This is a genomic window from Pandoraea sp. 64-18 (assembly GCF_001899225.1).
In the GTDB taxonomy this organism is placed as follows: Bacteria; Pseudomonadota; Gammaproteobacteria; order Burkholderiales; family Burkholderiaceae; genus Pandoraea; species Pandoraea cepalis.
This window is the reverse complement of sequence record NZ_MKVU01000006.1, coordinates 99,049-118,283: the sequence shown is the minus strand read 5'-3', so window position 1 is coordinate 118,283 and position 19,235 is coordinate 99,049. Positions and strand designations below refer to the sequence as shown.

Annotated in this window: 17 protein-coding genes; 16 read left to right on the top strand and 1 reads right to left on the bottom strand. The window is 64.3% G+C overall.

The genetic code is table 11. The features are described 5' to 3' along the window. Window positions 1–6 precede the first annotated feature (6 nt). Window positions 7–327, bottom strand: coding sequence for a hypothetical protein (locus BGP02_RS03210; protein WP_150564478.1), 321 nt, complete (start codon window positions 325–327; stop codon window positions 7–9). 924 nt (window positions 328–1,251) lie between these two features. Between BGP02_RS03210 and BGP02_RS03205 the strand changes: the two genes are divergently transcribed. The 16 genes from BGP02_RS03205 to BGP02_RS03130 all read left to right on the top strand — a co-directional run bounded on the left by BGP02_RS03205 (window position 1,252) and on the right by BGP02_RS03130 (window position 19,082). Next, window positions 1,252–1,437, top strand: coding sequence for a Flp family type IVb pilin (locus BGP02_RS03205; protein ID WP_150607829.1), 186 nt, complete (start codon window positions 1,252–1,254; stop codon window positions 1,435–1,437). Window positions 1,438–1,582: 145 nt separating this feature from the next. Continuing rightward, window positions 1,583–1,783 carry a Flp family type IVb pilin gene (locus BGP02_RS03200; protein ID WP_017234999.1) on the top strand — a complete coding sequence of 67 codons (201 nt, stop codon included), beginning with the start codon at window positions 1,583–1,585 and terminating at the stop codon, window positions 1,781–1,783. A gap of 13 nt (window positions 1,784–1,796) precedes the next feature. Continuing rightward, the gene (locus tag BGP02_RS03195) at window positions 1,797–2,276 is read left to right on the top strand and encodes a prepilin peptidase (RefSeq protein ID WP_017234998.1); all 480 of its coding nucleotides are present in this window, start codon (window positions 1,797–1,799) and stop codon (window positions 2,274–2,276) included. Window positions 2,277–2,496: 220 nt separating this feature from the next. After that, a complete protein-coding gene (locus BGP02_RS03190) occupies window positions 2,497–2,973 on the top strand; it encodes a TadE/TadG family type IV pilus assembly protein (protein ID WP_026132154.1) in 477 nt (158 codons plus the stop codon). A 155-nt stretch (window positions 2,974–3,128) separates the two neighbouring features. Next, entirely contained in the window at window positions 3,129–4,151 is a 1,023-nt protein-coding gene (cpaB, locus tag BGP02_RS03185) for a Flp pilus assembly protein CpaB (RefSeq protein ID WP_286797705.1), read from the top strand. A gap of 128 nt (window positions 4,152–4,279) precedes the next feature. Further along, window positions 4,280–5,614 (top strand): type II and III secretion system protein family protein, encoded by a 1,335-nt coding sequence (locus tag BGP02_RS03180; RefSeq protein ID WP_286797704.1) that lies wholly within the window; start codon window positions 4,280–4,282, stop codon window positions 5,612–5,614. Between the two features lie 76 nt (window positions 5,615–5,690). Next, window positions 5,691–7,031, top strand: a complete 1,341-nt coding sequence (locus tag BGP02_RS03175) for a MinD/ParA family protein (RefSeq protein WP_017231743.1) — start codon at window positions 5,691–5,693, stop codon at window positions 7,029–7,031. Window position 7,032: 1 nt separating this feature from the next. Next, complete coding sequence (locus tag BGP02_RS03170) at window positions 7,033–8,409, top strand: TadA family conjugal transfer-associated ATPase (RefSeq protein ID WP_150564474.1); 1,377 nt, start codon at window positions 7,033–7,035, stop codon at window positions 8,407–8,409. Then, window positions 8,406–9,329, top strand: a complete 924-nt coding sequence (locus BGP02_RS03165) for a type II secretion system F family protein (RefSeq protein WP_261938447.1) — start codon at window positions 8,406–8,408, stop codon at window positions 9,327–9,329. Before BGP02_RS03170 ends, BGP02_RS03165 begins: the two co-directional genes overlap by 4 nt. 19 nt (window positions 9,330–9,348) lie before the next feature. Then, complete coding sequence (locus BGP02_RS03160) at window positions 9,349–10,368, top strand: type II secretion system F family protein (protein ID WP_268566380.1); 1,020 nt, start codon at window positions 9,349–9,351, stop codon at window positions 10,366–10,368. Continuing rightward, on the top strand, window positions 10,365–11,351 hold the full coding sequence (locus BGP02_RS03155) for a tetratricopeptide repeat protein (RefSeq protein ID WP_286797700.1): 987 nt from the start codon (window positions 10,365–10,367) through the stop codon (window positions 11,349–11,351). Before BGP02_RS03160 ends, BGP02_RS03155 begins: the two co-directional genes overlap by 4 nt. 70 nt (window positions 11,352–11,421) lie before the next feature. Next, complete coding sequence (locus BGP02_RS03150; RefSeq protein ID WP_286797698.1) at window positions 11,422–11,967, top strand: DUF3613 domain-containing protein; 546 nt, start codon at window positions 11,422–11,424, stop codon at window positions 11,965–11,967. 42 nt (window positions 11,968–12,009) lie between these two features. Continuing rightward, window positions 12,010–14,058, top strand: a complete 2,049-nt coding sequence (locus BGP02_RS03145; RefSeq protein WP_286797696.1) for a pilus assembly protein TadG-related protein — start codon at window positions 12,010–12,012, stop codon at window positions 14,056–14,058. A gap of 130 nt (window positions 14,059–14,188) precedes the next feature. Continuing rightward, a complete protein-coding gene (locus tag BGP02_RS03140; RefSeq protein ID WP_286797695.1) occupies window positions 14,189–15,604 on the top strand; it encodes a sigma 54-interacting transcriptional regulator in 1,416 nt (471 codons plus the stop codon). A 439-nt stretch (window positions 15,605–16,043) separates the two neighbouring features. Further along, on the top strand, window positions 16,044–16,775 hold the full coding sequence (locus BGP02_RS03135; protein ID WP_083902309.1) for a DUF2968 domain-containing protein: 732 nt from the start codon (window positions 16,044–16,046) through the stop codon (window positions 16,773–16,775). 414 nt (window positions 16,776–17,189) lie between these two features. Continuing rightward, entirely contained in the window at window positions 17,190–19,082 is a 1,893-nt protein-coding gene (locus tag BGP02_RS03130) for a potassium transporter Kup (RefSeq protein WP_039830364.1), read from the top strand. The last annotated feature ends 153 nt before the right edge of the window (window positions 19,083–19,235 follow it).

Sequence of the window (19,235 nt, the reverse complement as noted above, 5' to 3'; positions counted from 1 at the left end):
CGTTGGTCAGGCGAGCGCGTCTTGCGCTGCCAATCGGCTGTTCATGCGTTGTGCGATGAGTGCGAACAGGAGCGCGTTGACGATCGCGCTATCGGGGCCCGTCATCGCGTGGGCCGAATGCGTGTGGTCGGCGCGAGCGGCGATGGGCGAATCGGTCGGTGTGGCGGTGGCGCGTACGCCACCGCCTTCTGCACCGCCCCTCCCTGGGCTTGCGCCTCTACGATCGTTCTCGGCAGCAGCGCTGCGCTGCGTTGCCGCGATGCGTTGCTGACCGCCAGACAGGGCGGCGGGGCGCGGCATCGTTTGATTGGTATTGCCAATGATCATGGTGTCCCCCGGTGATCTTCAGCGTTGCGATGCAGGGATATCCGCAAGAGCTGTGCCAATCGCCAAGGCTGGGTTTGAATAAAACTTCTAGTTTTTCCGGAGGCGGGCTGGAAAGCCTGTATTTACTTGCGTTTCGGAAAACAAGAATCTTTCGGATCGAGAGATCGACCGTCTTCGGAAGGGGGATGGGGCAGGGTTAACGCCATCGAAAAATGAGCGGTTTTCGTCGAAATGCCGTTCCCGTTACGGGGGTGTTACGGGGAACGTTACGTAACGTTCCCGGCGAGACCGGTGTCGGTGTCGTGTAGAAATACGAAGTAAATTGCCAAGCCATGCGACGCTTGAGCGTGCAAGGCGCGCAAAGGCTGGATGCTGGCGTGTCGCGGCGCTGGCGAGCCGAATCTCGTTTCTGGGCGAGGCGCGTGTCGGGGGATGTCGCGAGGCGGGGGTGTTGAACGAAGTGCAACGGTGATCAACAGCGACAACACGGGGTGAATCCGTTGAATCAGATGAATCGATATTTAGCGGCGTGCTACAGGTATTGCGCGTGCACGTGTGGCGTGACACCCATCATGGTTTTCCCTCGCGGGCGTTGGATTATCTGGATTTGGAGTATTGTTTGATCCATCGATGTAACGCTTTCTTACATTCTCCAGGGTGATTGGAAGCAAGACTCTAGTTTTTGTTTGCAGGTTTAAATTAGCATCGAAAAAAAGCGTACGCCGCGACAAAAGCGGTATCGACAAGCGTAGAAATATTGGCGTACAACGCAAAAGGGGTTCGCAAGCCTGATGGCGCAACGAATCCGAGGCCGAACTCAAGCATTGATAAGCGATATGGCGCACGTGCGTCGGCGACCGAGAGGCCGTTGATGTCCCGTTGTGTCCGAACGGGCGCTTGGCGCCTTTTTAGTGGGAGCGTGATATGAAACTCGGCAATCGCATTCGACTGTTTGCTCGCGACGAACGCGGGGTCACGGCACTGGAGTATGGCATTCTCGCCGCGATCGTGGCCGTGCTGATCGGTGGCGCGGTTTATACGAACCTGTCAGGGGTATTCACGTCGGTATTTACGAAGATCACGTCGGTCGTGACGAACGTCGGTTCGTGACGTTCCGGTATCGCGACCTGTTTGGTGCCGGCGTGAGTGTGGTGGCACGGGTGTCAAGATTATGGTTGGTAATATTGGGAAGGACACCGTAATTTTCTGGCGTCCTTCAGGGTGGCGGGCGGCAGTATTCGCGAGGACGCGAATCATGCGGGCAAAGCGAACAGGGGAGGCCGGACGGCAGCGCAGCCTGTCCCGGCAGACAGGGGTCACGGCGCTGGAGTACGGCATTCTGGCCGCCATCGTCGCCCTCTTGGTCGGCGCGACGGTGTTCACCAATTTGACGACCGTGCTCACGAATGTGTTCAGCAACCTCACGTCGGTCGCAACGTCCGCCGTGAATCACTGACGCGAGACGCAACGTGCTCACCTTGCTGTGGCTGTTGTGCCTGCCGATCGTGATCACCGATCTGGTTGCGCGCCGTATCCCGAATGTCTGGCTGTTGGGCGTGGGAGGGCTGGCACTGATCTGGATTGCATGGCGAGCGTGGCATGGCGAGCCTCGGGTCATGTGGGTTCACGGGCTCGGCGCGCTGTTGGGATTGATCGCACTGCTACCTTTCTGGTGGCGCAACGTGATGGCGGCGGGCGATGTCAAGCTTTTCGCGCTGATTGGGCTGGTGGCAGGATATTCCGCGCTGCTGCCGGTTTGGTGCCTGGCCAGCGTGGCGGCTGGGGGGCATGCGCTGGTATTGTTGACCTTGCGGTTGAAGTGGCTATCGCGATGGTGCGATGGTCTGAGCGCTTCCACCGCCTGGCAACGCGTTCTGCAGTGGCGAGCCGGACGCATCGGATTGCCCTACGGGGCCTATCTGGCAGCGGCGGCGCTTGTAGTGCGGTAAGTCCCGTAAGTGCGGTCGTAACAAAGGTTGCATTGAGTCAGGCAGCGGCAGGTCGTGCGAGTCTCCACGACACCTGCCACAGGTGAAGACAGGCAATGACGAGTGCGGCGGCAAGCGGCACCGAAATAACGAGAGGCGCGGGCGACGCCGCGCAAATTAGTATGACCAATGCGTCGCCAAACACGGCCACACAGTGCCGTGAGCGACGGGGAGCATCGTCATGAAGCGGTTTGGGGCACGGGCAGGGTCAGGGTTGCGAGGCACGCGCTCGCGTGGCGTCGCCGCGCTGGAATTCATGCTCATCCTGATGATCCTGCTGCCCGCGTTCTATGTTGCCGTCGCGTTCTCCATCACCATTCTTGCCCGGCAGATGCTGACGCAGGCCGCCTCCGAGGCTGGCCGCGCCATGCTGCGCGCCGGCACCATGGCGCAGCGCCAGGGATACGCCACGCAGGCGATCAACACCACGTTGACCTGGCCGTCGGCGTCGGCGGTGAGCACCGGTTTTACGCCCGACGCGACCTACCCGTGTCCGGCGTCGGGCACCAGCGCCAGTTCGCAATGCATCGTTCACGTCACGTTGACGCTGACCCAGCCGATGACCGTCAATTGGCCGGGGCTGGGAGCGCTCGTGCCGCAAAACATTGTCGGGACGGCCGCGATTACGCTCGACACATCGACGTTGGGCGGCAGCTAAATGAGGGACGCGAGCGTTACAGGAGAGCGGCGCGCAGGTGCCACGAACATTCACCCCGAGCGCCCAAATGAGATGTGCGGTTATGCCAGGTTGTCATGCTGCCGGTTCGCCGGCGTCCTGCAAGTTGTGACTGAACGGCCTTCAGGCCCCAAGCCATGAACAAAGCCACCAAGATTCTTGCTGCTGTGTTGGTTGTCGCCGGTGTGTTGCTCGCGCTGTTCGCGCTGCGTCTCGGCACGTCCAACGCGCCGGCGCCGGCCGCGACGCCTTCACCGGTAACCCAGACGCTCACGCAGCGCTATCCGGCCGTGGTGGCGGCCAAGGCGCTCGCGCCGGGCCAACCCATCGCAGCAGACGGCGTGAAGCTCGTCTCGTTCGATAGTCAGACCGCGGGCGGCTTCGCCAACCCGGCCGACGTCGTGGGCCGCGTGCCCCTCATTGCCCTCGCGGCCGGCGTGCCCGTTACGCAAAACGCGCTCGCTCGCGGCCTCGCCCTGCAGCTCGCGCCGGGCGAGCGGGCCGTGGCCATTCCGGTCTCCGAGACCGTCGGCGTGAGCAACCGCATCCGTCCGGGGGATTACGTCGACGTCTTCTTCACGATGAAAACCAATCGACCGGCAGGACCGGCGGTGGGCTTGGTTGATGACACGCAAGCGCGTCTGCTGGCCTCCCGTGTGCGGGTGCTGAGCTATGGCAACGCATCGCTCGACGATGTGTCGCCGCCGCCGGCCACGCCGAGCGTCGCGTCCAGCGTGCAAGCCGCCACGACCGCCGCCCCGGCGCCTGCGCAACCGGCCATCAATGCGCAGGCGCCCATGCCGGCGACTGCCGCGGTCGTGGCCGTGCCGGTGGCCGACGTCAACCGGGTGGTGCTTGGCACACAGCAGGGCAAGATCACGCTGGCGCTTCGCAACCCGGGGGACGACGCCAAACCCGACCCGTCGCTGTTCCCGGCGCCACCGCCCGTGCTCGCGGGCAAGGCCGGACTCAAGGCGGACGACAAGGCGGCGCTCGAGACGCCCGAGAACCAGGCCTATGCCGGCATTGCCGCGACGGGGCTCGCGGGTGCACCGACGCGCGCGCCGGCGGGGACCCCCCATATGGCGGGTGCACGGGGGAGCGGCGGCGCCACGATCGAAGTCGTTCGCGGCGCGCAGCAAAGCACCGCCGCTTATTGACGCCGCCGATGCCTACAGATTCGACCCGAAACGCTACGCCAGTTCACCCACACAGTGACCGATATCGCCACGCCATGATCAGAAGCCAGGTTCGCACTGCCAGACGACAGACCCGACGCGTGACGGGCATGCTGTTGTGCTTAGCCGCGCTGCTCGCGTGCGCCGCCACAGTGTCGGTGCGTCTGGCCGATGCGGCCGACACCGGATCGGGCGCCGGATCGCGCTCGCTGACGCTGGGGGTTCACGAGCAACGCGAACTGCAAGTGCCCGGCGCGCTCGAGCGCGTTGCCGTGGCCGATCCGGCGGTGGCGGATGTCGTCGTGCTCAAGGGCTCGGGCGGACGACGCGGCTCGGTGCTGGTCGTCGGCAAGCAGGCGGGCACCACGCAAATCGCCGCGTGGCCGCGTGGCGGCGAGCCGGTGCGTTGGGAAGTGCATGTAAAGGGCAGTCTGCAGGGCGCCCTGGGCGATACCGGCACGGCCAGCGTGGATGCGCGTGGTGGCGCGGCGCTCATCAAGGGGCATGCGAATACCGTCATCGAGCACAGCGCACTGCAATCGGCGGCGCTCGATGCGGCGGGCAAGGGCGGCATCGTCGTCGATCGCTCGACGGTCGGGGACACCGGGGTCGTGCAGGTCGACGTGAAGATCGTCGAGATCAATCGCAATATTCTCAATCAGTTGGGGGCGCGCTTCGGCGCGTCGAAAAAGACCGGGTCGGGCACCTTCGGCGTGAGTTCAGCGCTTAACTCCGCCTTCGGTGGCGCAGGCGGGACGAGCGCCGTGCCGAACTTCGGTTCGTTCTTCGGCTCGGTTACCCGTGGCGCGTTCAGCATGGCGGCGGAGATCGATCTGCTGCAATCGAATGGTCTCGGCCGGGTGCTTGCGGCGCCGACCCTGGTGGCTCTCTCTGGCCAGAGCGCGAGCTTCCTGGCGGGTGGCGAGATTCCGGTGCCGCAGTCGGGTGGCCTTGGCACCACCACCATCGTCTACAAGCCGTTCGGCGTCGGGCTCACGGTCACGCCGACGATTCTTGCGCCGAACCGCATTGCGCTGAAGGTGGCGCCCGAGGCGTCGGACATCGACTATACGAATGCCATCGTGACCGACTCGACGCAGATTCCCGCCATCACGACACGTCGTGCGGACACGACCGTCGAGTTGGGCGACGGCGAGAGCTTCGTCATCGGCGGCCTGATTTCGCGCACCACCACCGCCGCCGTCGACAAGGTGCCGCTGCTCGGCGACCTGCCGCTCATCGGCGCATTTTTCCGCAATCTGAAGTACAACAGCGCCGAGAAGGAGCTGGTGATCGTCGTCACGCCCCATCTGGTCAAGCCGGTGGCGAAAGGGGTGGCGATGCCGTTACCGGGCGATACGCGCGAGCGTCGCCCGGGCCCCGTGTGGGGCGCCTACTTGATGGGTGTAGCAAGCGACAGCGAACTGCCAGGTTTTTCGAAATAACGTCGATACGGGTACCAAGAGGGTACGGAGCGGCGCAGAGGCGAGAGCCCGGGGCAGGGAAGTCAGGAGTGCATAAATGAACGCACCGACGCGAATACTGGACACCATGACAGAGTTGCATCGCTTCCTCTTTTGCAGCGCGCATGCGGGCCACGGTCAGTGGCTCTCGGCGGCGTTGCGCGACGAGGGCGTGGTGTTGCAGGAGGCGGGCCGTCCGGCACAATTGCAGCAGCGCATTGGCGATCTCGATCCGCAGGTCGTGCTGCTCGATTTCTCCGGCGAACCGACCGGCCATGCCGACGACGCCGCCGACGGCGGCTTCGCCGGTGCCATCGAACTCGCGCACATGCTCAAGCGCGTGGCGCCCAAATTGCCTCTGGTGGCGGTGGGCTCGATGGTGCGGGCCGACGGCATGAAGGCGGCCATTCGCGCCGGGGTCCACGATTTTATCGATATGCACTCGACGCACGAGGAGGCGCTCGACGTCATTCGCCGGGTGGTCGATCAAACGCCACCGCCCAGTGTCGTCGCGCCTCAACGTCACGGGCGCTTCGTGGTGCTGCTCGGCGCGCGCATCGGTGTGGGGTGCAGCACGCTCGCCGCGCATCTGTCGCAACTCGGGCAGGAGATGGTCGTGGGCGCGCATCCCGACAAGGCGGTCCGGGCGGCGAAGGTGCCGGCGAACAAGGACGATAAGTTCGATGCCTCGCTACTCGGTCATGTGGCGCTGCTCGATCTCGGTTTGCCGTCCGGTGACGGCCTGCTGTATCTCAACACGCAAAGTCAGTTCAGCTTCGCCGAAGCGGTGCAGAATCTGCGTCGCTTCGATGAAACGCTCGTGCATACGGCGGTCTCGCATACGCCAAGCGGCCTTGCGGTGTTGCCGCTGCCGCTCGATCTCGGCGACATGCGTAGCGTGGCGGCGGCCGATGCGCTGGCGCTGACCGACCGTCTGCGGGCGTTCTTCGATCTGATCGTGGCCGACCTCGGCGGCTTCTCGAATCCCGCGTTCGTCGCGAGCCTCGTGCGCGCGGCCGACGAGGTCTGGCTGGTCGTCGACCAGAGCGTGGGCGCGATCGTCTCGCTCGCGTCGATGTTGCGCGATCTCGAAGAGAAGAGCGTAGAGCGCCATCACCTGCAGCTCGTGCTCAATCGCTACGACCCGCGTTACGGCATGGCGGCCGATCAGATCGCCAAGCGCTTCGAGATTCCGCTGCTCGCCACACTGCCCGATCGTCCCTTGGCCATGCTCTCGGCCACCAATCAGGGCAAGCTGATTCTCGATACCGCGCGCGGCGATCCGTACGTGCGCGCGTTGCAACCGCTCGTCGAACGACTGATCAGCGCGCAACATGCGGGGGCGGCAGCACAACGTCATTCGTCGGGCTGGCTGGGCCGATTCATGGGAAAGCACTGATATGACCGACTCCATCGAATTTGCCGACGACAAGCGCGCGTTTGCCAATTCACAGCAGTTTCAGGACATCAAGACGGCAGCGCACGAACACCTGCTCGCGCGGATCGAGGAACTCGGTGCCGAATTCGGGCGCTGGAGCCGCAGCGCGATTCAGCAGTTCGTCGATCTGGAGATGGACGGCTTCGTGCGACTGCGCCGCATCCCGATCAACGAATCGGAATTGCGCCAGATCTCCGATGCGCTCACGAAAGAGCTGGCCGGCTTCGGACCCATCGAGGATCTGCTCGCGGATCCTGCGGTGGAAGATATTCTGATCAACGGGTACAACGACGTGTATGTGTCGCGCGAGGGTGTGCTTGCGCGTGAAGCGTTGCGCTTTTCGGACAATCAGCATCTGCTGCGCATCGTGCGACGCATTCTTGCTCCCATCGGGCGCCGTCTCGACGAGTCGAACCCTATGGTCGACGCGCGCCTGCCCGACGGTGGGCGCCTGAACGTCGTGATCGAGCCGTTGGCCGTCGACGGGCCGGTGGTCTCGATTCGCAAGTTTCGCAAGGATCCGCTCAAGCCGTCCGACCTGCTCGCGCTCGGCAGCTTCAACGAAGAGATTTACGCGCTGCTCGACGCGGCAGTGCGCTCACGCTGCAACATTCTTGTCTCCGGCGGGACCAGCTCGGGCAAGACGTCGTTACTCAACGCGCTGGCCAGTTTCATTCCGGCTAACGAGCGCGTGGTGACGGTCGAGGATACGGCCGAACTCTCGCTCAACCACCCGCATGTGGTGCGGCTCGAATCGCGTCAGGGCGGCTTCGACGGCGCGGGCGAGGTGTCGATTCGCGATCTGATTCGCAACAGTTTGCGCATGCGTCCCGACCGCATCATCGTGGGCGAAGTGCGCGGGTCCGAAGTGCTGGAAATGATGCAGGCGATGAACACCGGCCACGAAGGCTCGATGGCGACGATCCACGCCAACTCGCCGCGTGAATGCCTCTATCGCCTGGAGATGCTGGCGGGCTTCGCCGGGTTTCAGGGCAGCGAGAGCAGCCTGCGCCGGCAGATCACGAGCGCGCTCGATTTCATCGTGCAGATCGGCCGTCTGTCGAGCGGGCGCCGACGCATTCTGTCGATTACCGAGGTGACCGGGGTGTCGGATACGGTGATTTCGACGCAGGAGCTGTACCGTCACGAATCGGTCGTGGGGCCCGACGGCGAAGAGAAGGATCGTTGGGTCTCGCTCGGCCTTCAGCCGCACTCGCCGAAATTGCAGCGGTTCAAGGAGCAGACGCGCCATGCGGCGGCCGCCGCAGCAGCGCAATCGCAAAGCAACACGCCGCCGGATTCGGGCGGCGGTGGTGGCTTCTTCGGACGCCGTCGATGAATGCCATCGTGCTGTGGGTCATTGGCATCGCCCTGCTGCTGATCGCCGCAGGGTTGGAGCTATGGCGCCGCACGCACCAGCGCGTGAGAGCGCAGGCGACGCGCGCGTTTCTTGAACGGCAGCTCGCCCAGAGCGCGCCGCGGTTCGCGGCGAGCGAGAGCGACGCCGCGCGCGCGCCGCGTCGCAAGTCGTTGCCGTGGGAGTTTTTCTTCGAGCGCGCGGGCGTGCAGACCGATCCGATGTTCTACACGATGCTGGTCGCGCCCGGCCTGCTGCTGGTGATGCTGTTCTGGATGTGGCACGGGCCGCTCTCGGCCATCGTCGTACTGTTGATGTACGCGGTCGGCACGGTACTGCGCTACTGGTTCAAGGCGGCGCGCCGGCATCGCAATATCGTGCGGCAGTTGCCGATCTTTCTCGACGGCATGGTGCGGATGCTGACCGTCGGCAATAGCCTGCCGGCCGCGTTCCAGACCGCCGCGGGCAATGCCGACATGCCGCTGCGCGAGCTGCTCGACCGTGCCGTGCGACAGGTGCAGGCAGGTGTGGATCTCGACGTTGCGCTCAAGCAGATCGCACGTGTCTATCACGTCGAAGAGATTTATCTGTTCGCGTCGGTGGTCGACCTCTCCACCCGGTTCGGGGGACGCGCCGACCAGATCCTGTCGCGCATGGCGGGCTTCATGCGCGATCGCGAGCAGGCGCAAGCGGAACTGTACGCGTTGTCGTCCGAGACACGGCTATCGGCATGGGTGCTGGCTGCGCTTCCGATCATCGTCAGTGCCGTGCTGATGTTGCTCAATCCGAGATTCTTCGAGCCGATGTTCCAGGAGGCGTCCGGTCAGCGGCTGCTCGCGATCGGCCTGGGACTGGAAGTCTTCGGCGGCTTCCTGTTGTACCGGCTCGCCAAGTCGCTGTGAGCGAGAGGGACTGACCGATATGCGCCTCGCCAACTCGCACCTGTGGATGATGCTGGGCCTGTTGATGGTCGCGGCCGGGCTGTTGCTGGCGGCGTCGGCGTTGCTGTTGCGTGCGATGCGTCAGGGACGCAGTGAACGGATGATCGATCAGGTGCTGGCTAGCCGCCAGCAACAGGCGCTGGCGGCACTGCGTGAGGCGAGTACGCCGGGCGGGCGTCAAGCGGGGCCTGACGACGACACGCTGGCGACCCATGAGGGCCGACGGCGCGGCTGGCGCGCGTTGTTCGACCGTGCCGCGGCGCTGGGCAAGCAGTGGTCGGAAACGCGGCTGGGTCAGCATCTGATTGCCGCCGAGGATCGCCTGCTGCTCGCGCAATGCGGCTACGACAGCGTGCGGGCCAAGTCGCTGTTCCTGTTCACACGGGTGGCGCTCGCGGCGGTGTTGCCGCTGCTCATCTGGTTGTGGTTCCCGGGCAGCGGGGGTGTTGGCACGATGCTGCGCCTGATCGGTGCGGCCGGAGCCGGACTGCTCATGCCGAAGTTCTACGTGCAACGCAAGGCGACCCAGCGCCGTCGCGAACTGATCGAGGAGCTGCCATTGCTCATCGACTTGCTGCGGTTGCTGCAGGGGGTGGGCCTGTCGATGGATCAGAGCCTGTATGTGCTGGTGTCGGATTTTCGCGAAGTGCTGCCGATCCTGTCCAAGGAATTCGACAACGCCAATCGTCAGCACGCTTCCGGGCGTGGTCGCGAGGCGTCGCTGGGCCGCTTGCGCGAGGTCTACGACAACGACGATTTGCGCGCGCTGGTGCGGCTCATCGTGCAGGTCGAGCAGCATGGCGGGGCGGTGCAGGAGCCGCTGCAACAGTTCAGCGATCGCTTGCGCGAACAGCGCCGGCAGACGATGAAAGAGCGCATCGGCAAACTCACGGTGAAGATGACGCTGGCGATGATGCTGACCCTGTTACCCGCGCTGATGCTGGTGGTGGCGGGGCCGGCGATCCTGTCGCTAACGAAATCGATGGAGGCTATGCGGTGACCCGACGAATTCAGACACGACGCCTTGCCCGGGCCGCTGCCGCGACCCGCGTCCCACCGCCACCGCGCGCCCGTCGCGCGATGGCCGGCTCGCTGATGGCCGTGCTGTGCGCGGCGGCGCTTGCCGGGTGCAGCGGGCCGCGTATCGGCGGCTACGGTGCGCCGTCGGCGGCGGCGCTCATGCAGGCCGAGCAGAACGACGAGGCCATGGCCAAGGCGGCCAAGCCCGACACACGCGGGTTGTATCTGTCGATGATTCGCCAGATGCAGGAGCAGGGCGCGTATTTTGCGTCGCTGGCGCATATCGACGAATTTCGGATGCAGTACGGCGCGGCGCCGGACATCGACATTCTCCGGGCCGATGCCTTGCGTGAGACGGGGCAGCCCAACGCCGCAGAGCAAGCCTACCGCCCGTTGCTGATCGGGAGCGAAGCGGCGGCGGCGTGGCACGGCATGGGGCTGGTGGAAGCGCAACGCAAGGATTACGCGGCGGCGGCGCGGGCGCTGCACGAGGCCGTGACGCGCGCGCCTACGCAGGCGTTCTACCTGAGCGATCTCGGTTTTGCGCTGTTGCGCAGCGGCGATACGGGGGCGGCTCGGGTTCCGCTCGCTCAGGCGGCCGAGCTGCGGCCTGACAGCCGCAAGGTGTTGAGCAATCTGGCGGTGTATCTCGTGGTGACGGGCGAGCGCTCGCGGGCCGATGAGGTGATGACGCGCGCCGACATGCCTCAGGCGACGCGCGACGCCATCGACAAACTGGCCGCCGACATCCGCGCCGAGGGACAGGCGCGCCGGGCGGCTGCCGATGCAGCGGCGGCACGCGCCGCCGCGCAGGCCGCGGCATCGATTCCGGCACCGCTGGCGCAGGCCCGGCTTGCACGTGCCGCGGTGGCGGCCGATACCACCGATGGCACCGATGGCACCGATGGCACCCGCAGCGACATGCCGATGTCGCTGATGGACCGTTTCAGCCGCTCGCAGTGATGCGGTGGCTTCCGCCTTCATGCATGGCCCAGGGCGCACGACGAGAATCACGCAATATCAGGGAGACGGGATGATGGCAGGTCAGAAACCACACGGAACATCGGGCGCCTGGCCGCGGCGGGTGGCGCAGCTCGTTGCCGCCGTGCTCACGCTTTGGGCGGGCGCGGTCGCGGCGCAACTCAATGCGCCGATCACGGGGTCGATGGGCGGCGCTGACGCACGCAATGTCGCCGCGCCGGCACCGGCACCAGCTGTCTCGGCAACCCCCGCAGCGCAAACGGCGGCAGCGCCTGTAGAACAAACGAGGCGTGTGCCGCACAACGTCGTTCGGCGCGATACGGCACTGCGTGTCGGCGAGCATGCCCGCGACGGTATGCTCGGCGACGAAACCGAAGCGTTGCTCGCGCTGCAGGCCGGCAACCTGGCCGCCGGGCCGGGGCTGCCGATGCTCGGCTCAACGGCGTCGCGTGCCTACAAGCGCTATCTGGATAGCTTCACGTATCCGATTCCTCAGTTCTATCCGGCGATCGTCCAGGGCGATACGGGGACCGGCAACAATGGCGGGGGCAGCGCGGGCGCTGCGCCTGCCACAGCGGGGGCTGGCGCGAGCCAGTAACGTGTCATGACTGTGCGTGCGCGTTTGCGCCGAACGAATCTTATGGCCTCGTCACGTGGGGCGCAGCGGGGATCGGTTCCGATTCTTGCCTTCGTCTTCGTGATCGTGGCGCTGATTCTGGCGTTCGCCATCGATGTGGGCTATGCGTTCATGCAACGACGCGATCTGCAGCGCGCGGCCGACATGGCTGCGCTCGCCGGTGCGCAGACGCTGCCGGGATGCGCCAACGCCACGTCGTATGCGAGCGTCGCACAGGCCAACGTGACATCGAACATGGGCAGCAGCGTCACCGGCTTGCAGGTGACGACGTCGTGCGGCATCTGGACATCGCCGTCGGCCTCGGCGACCGGGCCGGGCACGTTCGTCGCGACCAATGCCGGCAATGCGGCGAGTGGAAATGCAGTGTCGGTGAAGTTGTCGTTGGGGGTGCCGTCCTTCTTCCAGCTCGCCGGCACCCGAACGATCACCGCCACCGCGATTGCACGCAAGGCGCCAGCGGTGGTGACGTTCACGGTCGACTCGGGACTGCTGGCGCTTAATACGAGCAACTCGGTGCTCGCGCCGCTGCTTCAGTCGGTCGGCATCTCGCCAACGCTCTACGTCGCCGCAGCACAGCAGCTAGTCGGCGTCAATATCACGCCGCAGGGATTGTTGCAGGCGCTTGGGGTTCCGGTGACCGGCGATGTCAGCGTGGCGTCGCTTTCGGGCGTGGCCGCGGTGAAGAACCTGACCGTCGGGCAATTGCTGAGTGCGACGAATATCGCGCTGGCAACGCAGAACGGTGCGCTCTCGGCGTCGGTCACGGCGATGAACAATCTCATCAATGTGTTCGCGGGAAGCCCGGTGCTGAATCTGCCGATCAACTTGCTGGGCACGGCGACGACGCCCGGCCTCATCGCCAACATCGACGCGGCGGGGGTGAGCGCAGCGAACGCGCTCACGGCCAATATCGGTGTCGCCGATCTGATTTCCGCAGCCGTCGTCGGCGCTAACGGCAGCAACGCCGTGGCGATTCCGTCGCTACCGATTCTGGGCGGTACGGTGTCGGTCGTGGCTCGGGTCATCTCGCCGCCACAGGTTGGCGTGGGCGGTGTCGGGGCGACAGCGACGACCGCGCAATTGCGGCTGTTCGTGACTGTGAACTCGTCTGCAGGTACGCTGGGTGGGCTGCTCAATGGGCTGGGGACGCAGTTGAATTTGCCGCTCGTGCTGGAGGCGGCACAGTCGACAGCGACAGTGACGGCCTTGCAATGCGGTGCGACCCCTTCCGCGACTCTCCAAATCAATTCCGGGCTGGTGAATGCCTGTGTGGGTGGCACGGCCAGCGGCGTGAACATCGCAAACGATGCAGCGAGCTGCACCACCCTCATGACGCAGCGCACGAACATTGCGACGTTGCTGGGATTGATTAACGTGGGTGGAAACGTCAACCTTTCGCTCGTGACCAATTCGCCCGCGCCGCTGACGTTTACCGGACCGTTTCCACAAACCGTCGGGCCGGTCGGCTCGAGCGTGAATCTGAGCCAGATCGTCAGCGCGTTGGTCACTGGCCTGTCGCTCGACGTGAGTGCGTCTGGGGCGGCGTCATCCAATACGATCGGTACGGGTCTCGTTGGCAGCGTGCCAACAGCGGCCGTGGGCGCCACCGTCTCGACGGTCAACCTGTTTCTCAGTACTGCCGCCGCAGGGCTCACCACCACGACCAATGCGCTCGGCACCACGTTGGGTGGCGTCGCCACCCTCGACCTGCCCCAAGTGGTCGGTGGCGTGGACGGCCTCATCACTGGGCTGGTCAATACGCTTGGCTCAATCGTGAACGGTTTGCTGGGCGGCGTTTCGGATCTGGTGTGCAATCTGTCGGGCAGCGGGGCAAATCAGTGCCGCGTCAATGCCGTGTCGGGGTCGATCGGTAGCGCCGACGTCTCGCCCGTGCTCGGCAGTGTGGTCTATACCTTGCTCAATCCGCTGCTAGGGCCACTGAGCACGCTACTCAACACGTTACTCACGTCGCTCGGCATCACGCTCGGTACCACCACGGTGACAGTCGACAGCATCAACTGCCAGAACGGACTCGTCCAACTCGTCTATTAGCGAAGCGGCACGATCGCGCAAGCGAACCGGAACAGGAGCGCAACAGCGAGGCCCCACAGCGGGCGACGGATATCAGGACTGAAATTCACCATGACGGGCGCCTGGCGCGACCGGCAACCAGCGGACAAGCATGAAAAGCAAGCCAGTACGTGAAGATCTCGATGTGTACGTGTGGGAGGGCAAGTCGGATATTGCCGACCGCGTCGCGCATTGCCTCGCGAGCTTCGACATGGAAGTCATTCGTGCCGACGGCGTCGACCTCTCGCGCGAGCGCACCAAGGCGCGTCCATCCATCGCCGTGGTCAGCGTGTCGGTGATCGAAGGCGCATCGACCAATGCCCAGGAGTGGCAGTTGGGCCACGGCATGCCTGTCATCTGGGTCGCGACCACGCCGCGCGAGAACGATCCGCGCGTCTATCCGCCCGAGTACAGCAATATCCTCACGCTCGACTTCTCCGGCGCGGAATTGCGCACGCTCATCTTCAAACTCTCGGGCGCCATCGCGGAAGCCGACCGCGCCCCCGCGCCGGTGGACCCGCTGGTTGCGCAGTCGAGCGCCATGCTGGGCTTGCTCGCGGAGGTCGACGCCTTCGCCGATTGTGATTCGAACGTGCTCATTCACGGCGAGACTGGGGTGGGCAAAGAGCGCATCGCGCGCCTGCTGCACGACAAGCAAAGTCATTACGGGCAAGGCCCCTTCGTGGCCGTGAACTGCGGTGCGATTCCCGATGGCCTGTTCGAGTCGCATTTCTTCGGCCACGCCAAAGGTGCGTTTACGGGGGCGCTCTATTCGCACAAAGGCTATTTCGAGCAGGCCAACGACGGCACGCTCTTCCTCGACGAAATCGGCGATCTGCCGTTGTATCAGCAGGTCAAGCTGTTGCGGGTGCTGGAGGACAGCGCGGTGACGCGTCTGGGGTCGGCGCAACCCGTGAAGCTCGACTTTCGGCTCGTGGCGGCGACCAATAAGCACCTCAAGACGATGGTGCGCGACGAACTGTTCCGTGCCGACCTGTTCTACCGTCTCGCCGTGATCGAGTTGCATATCCCGAGTCTCGAGGAGCGCGGCCCCGTCGACAAGCTCGCCGTTTTCACGACCTATCTCGGCAAGGTCGTCGGCGACAGCGAGGTCGGCGCGCAAGTGCCGCCGTGGCTGCGCGAACTGGTCGAGGGCGGGGTGTTTCCCGGCAACGTGCGTGAAATGCGCAACATCGCCGAGCGTGTCGGCATCATCTATCGGCAATTGGGGGGCTGGGACGAGCGGCGCATCCGCCCGATTTTCGACGCGCTTTCCATGGGCACCCCCTCACGCAGTGATGACGGCGCACGAGGCGCGGTGCTCACCGATCGCGCCCGTTGGGATGCCACCGAACGCGCACGCATCGTCGCGTCGCTCGACGCCAACGGCTGGCGACGCCAGGACACCGCCAATGCCCTGGGCATCAGCCGCAAGGTGCTGTGGGAAAAAATGCGCAAGTATCAGATCGTTGGCAACGATTCGGAACTGGCCGGCGAGTTCGAGGCGGGCACCGGTAGCGATCGCTAGTGCGCCGTGACCGGACGGCATTCGGCGCGCCTGGTTGGCAAACCGAAGGAAACGACTGAAAAGCCAGCGGCGGTCCGAGAGATGCCATCCGCCCCTCGCCATGGGATCGTGCCCCGATATCGCCGCGTGTTGCGTGGGCAATTCCTCGATTCGTCCCTAAATGACGGGATTTGTCTGACATCGAAGTTCCGTCCAGGAGAACTCGCACGGTGTGTGGAGTTGCGCGGTATCAACAGATGAATTCAGGCGGGCACAATAACGCATTCGGCGCTTGGAAGCGGGCGCGTCAATGGATAGAATTGGCGGCTATTGCGGGCGTGCGGTTATCATTCCACAAATACGCAGGTCTCAGATCCTCGGGGCGGAGTCCGGAGGGGCGAACGAATGCGGCGAACAAGGATCGTGAAACGGTCCGGTCGATAAGAGGAAAACAGATCAGATGAAAATCAGTGATTGCCGGGGGCGGTATTGGTTGGGCGTGGGGGTGGCATGCCTGGCAGCCTGGGGAACGCCAGCGGGGGCGGCGGACGCAGTGAAGGACGTGACGGGCGCATCGCCTGCCCAACTTGCGGCGCCGACAGTGCCTGCGCAGTCGGCCAACGCGCCGGCGGCGGCCTCGGGGACGATCCAGGAACTGCGCGATCGCATTCAGAACAAGGAAGTCTCCGAACTTCGCACAACTTACAACGGCCGCTATGGCGCGAGCCTGTTGTTCTATCCGCAGACGCTGGGCTATTACGTCGCACTGTTCCATGAGGGCCAGTTCTGGCGCGTCGTGAAGCTCGGCAACGAGAAGAAGGCGGAAGCACTTTATGGCGACTTCGTGCGCCAGACGCAGGTGCTCGCCGACGTCGAAATCCGTCGCATCAAGCTCGAAGCGCAAAAGGCGCTGATGGAGCGCCAGCTCGCCGCGAGTGAAGCGCGCCTGAACGCGGTGCAGAACGACCTGACGATTCAACGCCAGCAGGAACAGGCGCTGGCCGAGAACCAGCAGGCAGTGCGCGAACAGGCCTCGGCACTGGAAACCGAACGTACCGCAGCGCGTCTGCGCCTGAACGACCTGCAAGGCCAGATCCGCTCGCTTGAAGCCGAGCAGAACAGTGCCGATTCGAGCCTCGTGCGCTCGGTCAAGAGCCCCGCCCATCGCGGCAAGGCAACGCGTCATCGTTAAGGCGATGACCTGCCGGACATCGTTCGGTCGACGGCTCAAATGCTGGGAAAACCGCCTTCGGGCGGTTTTTTTATGGGCCGCCGCGCCAGCGCTTCGCCGCCGGCGGCGGTGTCGTGCGTGGTGCACCGGTACACGCAATTGGCGGAGCTGTCGACTCGTGAATGCGCATGCCGGGCATATGTCGCGCATTTGCAACTCGAAACGCGGCGCCGCTCGCCCAATCCCAGGGTGCGCCGGGGTGGCAAAACCCTTGTCGCGCCGCACTGGTCACGGCGCACGGCTCGAATTATCCTAGCGTAGCCTGCCATGTCAGACGTCCGGCACTCAGCACCTGTCCGGACTGGCGAGGGAACCGGCGCCCAGTTAGAATAGCGCCCATTTTGTGCAGCGCAATAAAGCGATTACCCAAACCTTATGACGCAAAACATACGACACGGGCAGCGCCCTCAGGCTTTGCCCGCGCTCATGGTGGCGGCCATCGGCGTGGTCTTCGGCGATATCGGCACCAGTCCGCTCTATGCGCTCAAGGAATGTTTCGATCCGCAACACGGCATTCCGTTTACCCAGCAAGCTGTGTTCGGCATCATCTCGCTGCTGTTCTGGGCCCTGGTGATTGTCGTTTCCTTGAAGTATGTGCTGTTCGTGATGCGCGCGGACAACCGCGGCGAGGGCGGCGTGCTCGCGCTCATGGCGCTCAGCCTGCGCAGCGTGCGGAGCGGCAGCCGATGGGCGGCGGTGCTGATGATGCTGGGCATGTTCGGCGCCTGTATGTTCTATGGCGATGCGGTCATCACGCCGGCCATTTCCGTGCTGTCGGCGGTCGAGGGGCTAGAGATTGCCGCCCCGTCGCTCGCGCGCTTCGTGCTGCCGATCACCATCGTCATCCTGATCGTTCTGTTCTGGATGCAGAAGTCAGGCACGGCCAAGGTCGGACGCCTTTTCGGCCCGGTCATGGTCATCTGGTTTGTGATTCTCGGCGTGCTCGGCGTGTACAACATCATCGCCGCGCCCGAGATCGTTCAGGCGATCAACCCGTATTACGGCATCCGCTTCATCCATACGCACGCCCTGCAAGCCTATATCGTGCTCGGCTCGGTGTTCCTGGTGTTGACCGGGGCCGAGGCGCTCTATGCGGACATGGGGCATTTCGGCATTCGGCCCATCCGATTTGCGTGGTCGCTCCTCGTGTTCCCGGCGTTGACACTGAATTACTTCGGCCAGGGGGCATTGCTGCTGACGACGCCAAAGGCCATCGAAAACCCGTTCTTCCTGATGGCCCCGGACTGGGCGCTGGTGCCGTTGGTGATGGTGGCAACGGCGGCGACCGTGATCGCTTCGCAGGCGGTGATTTCCGGCGCATTCTCGCTGACCAGTCAGGCCATTCAGCTCGGCTATGTCCCGCGTATGAAGATCCTGCATACGTCAGATCGCGAAATCGGCCAGATCTACATGCCGGTGATCAACTGGGCGCTGTTGCTGGTGATCATCTGGATCGTGCTGGCCTTCAAGTCGTCGAGCAATCTCGCGGCCGCGTACGGTATTGCCGTGACCACGACGATGGTCATCACGACCATTCTGGCGTGCGTCGTCATGGTCAAGGTCTGGAACTGGAACAAGTTCCTGGTGGCGTTGATCATCACCGGCTTCCTCGTGGTTGACTTCGCCTTCTTCGGCGCGAACCTGATCAAGGTGGAAGAGGGCGGATGGCTGCCGCTAGCGCTGGGGGCTTTCCTGTTCTTCATGCTGATGACCTGGCACAAGGGGCGCCAATTGCTGCGTGAGCGCACGGCCGCCGACGGGATTCCGCTCGCGCCGTTCTTGCAGGGGTTGCTCGCGCATCCGCCGCATCGCGTGGCGGGCACCGCCATCTACCTGACGGGCGGCAACACGCAAGTGCCGGTGAGCTTGCTGCACAACCTCAAGCACAACCGCATCCTGCACGAGCGCACGATCTTCCTTACCTTCCGCACGGTCGATGTGCCGTATGTCGAAGATCTCAATCGCATCGAGGTCCAGGATCACTCCGGCGGCTTGTTCAGCGTAGTCGCAACGTTCGGTTTCAACGAGACGCCCGACGTCAAGGAAGTCCTGAATTTGCTCGAGGGCAAGACGGACATGCACTTCGAGCTGATGGACACGTCGTTCTTCCTCGCGCGCGAGACGGTGGTGCCGACCAAGTTGCCGGGCATGTCGATCTGGCGCGAACGTCTGTTCGCATGGATGCACCAGAACGCCGCCAAGCCGACCGACTTCTTCAGCATTCCCGCGAACCGCGTGGTCGAACTGGGGACCAAGATCGAAATCTGACGGCGAGTCCCGTGCCCTGAGGGGCCGGGCACGCTGCGCCGTTTGACATGGCCGTGCGTGAACTCGATGCAACGAACCCCCAAGGATTGGCGAGGCCGCCAGCCCTTGGGGGTTTGGCGTTTTGGCGGACCGAAAAAAAGCCCGCCTTCCGGA

Bases quoted from the DNA above. Each gene is read 5' to 3' on its own strand.
- BGP02_RS03210 (WP_150564478.1), bottom strand. From the start codon at position 327: ATGATCATTGGCAATACCAATCAAACGATGCCGCGCCCCGCCGCCCTG.
- BGP02_RS03205 (WP_150607829.1), top strand. From the start codon at position 1,252: ATGAAACTCGGCAATCGCATTCGACTGTTTGCTCGCGACGAACGCGGG.
- BGP02_RS03200 (WP_017234999.1), top strand. From the start codon at position 1,583: ATGCGGGCAAAGCGAACAGGGGAGGCCGGACGGCAGCGCAGCCTGTCC.
- BGP02_RS03190 (WP_026132154.1), top strand. From the start codon at position 2,497: ATGAAGCGGTTTGGGGCACGGGCAGGGTCAGGGTTGCGAGGCACGCGC.
- cpaB (WP_286797705.1), top strand. From the start codon at position 3,129: ATGAACAAAGCCACCAAGATTCTTGCTGCTGTGTTGGTTGTCGCCGGT.
- BGP02_RS03180 (WP_286797704.1), top strand. From the start codon at position 4,280: ATGCTGTTGTGCTTAGCCGCGCTGCTCGCGTGCGCCGCCACAGTGTCG.
- BGP02_RS03175 (WP_017231743.1), top strand. From the start codon at position 5,691: ATGAACGCACCGACGCGAATACTGGACACCATGACAGAGTTGCATCGC.
- BGP02_RS03170 (WP_150564474.1), top strand. From the start codon at position 7,033: ATGACCGACTCCATCGAATTTGCCGACGACAAGCGCGCGTTTGCCAAT.
- BGP02_RS03165 (WP_261938447.1), top strand. From the start codon at position 8,406: ATGAATGCCATCGTGCTGTGGGTCATTGGCATCGCCCTGCTGCTGATC.
- BGP02_RS03160 (WP_268566380.1), top strand. From the start codon at position 9,349: ATGCGCCTCGCCAACTCGCACCTGTGGATGATGCTGGGCCTGTTGATG.
- BGP02_RS03150 (WP_286797698.1), top strand. From the start codon at position 11,422: ATGATGGCAGGTCAGAAACCACACGGAACATCGGGCGCCTGGCCGCGG.
- BGP02_RS03145 (WP_286797696.1), top strand. From the start codon at position 12,010: ATGGCCTCGTCACGTGGGGCGCAGCGGGGATCGGTTCCGATTCTTGCC.
- BGP02_RS03140 (WP_286797695.1), top strand. From the start codon at position 14,189: ATGAAAAGCAAGCCAGTACGTGAAGATCTCGATGTGTACGTGTGGGAG.
- BGP02_RS03135 (WP_083902309.1), top strand. From the start codon at position 16,044: ATGAAAATCAGTGATTGCCGGGGGCGGTATTGGTTGGGCGTGGGGGTG.
- BGP02_RS03130 (WP_039830364.1), top strand. From the start codon at position 17,190: ATGACGCAAAACATACGACACGGGCAGCGCCCTCAGGCTTTGCCCGCG.